Origin of the sequence: Rhizobium ecuadorense (genome assembly GCF_001187535.1) — a bacterium.
GTDB lineage: Bacteria > Pseudomonadota > Alphaproteobacteria > Rhizobiales > Rhizobiaceae > Rhizobium > Rhizobium ecuadorense.
In genome coordinates, this window is record NZ_LFIO01000885.1 from 1 (window position 1) to 235 (window position 235).

Annotated in this window: 1 pseudogene; it reads right to left on the reverse strand. The window is 57.4% G+C overall.

Annotated features, from left to right (window positions below):
• Positions 1-21 precede the first annotated feature (21 nt).
• Positions 22-235 (reverse strand): annotated as a pseudogene (locus AF337_RS15435) (ABC transporter substrate-binding protein); the annotation flags it as partial.

The window sequence follows — 235 nt, forward strand, 5'->3', positions numbered from 1 at the left end:
ATCCCTGTCGGTCGCGTGCCGTTACTGCTGGTAGTAGAAGGTCTCCGGTTTGGCCGGTCCCGGTGTCATGTAGAACGATGTGCTGGGAATGACCTTCGGGACATTGCGCATATTGGTCTTGACGATGCCGACGCGGTCCGGCTCCAGGTTGGTGCCGATGACATAGAATTCGTCACGGGTAATCGCCAGCAGCTCCTTCATCGCGGCCAACTGCCTGTCTCGTATACACGACTGA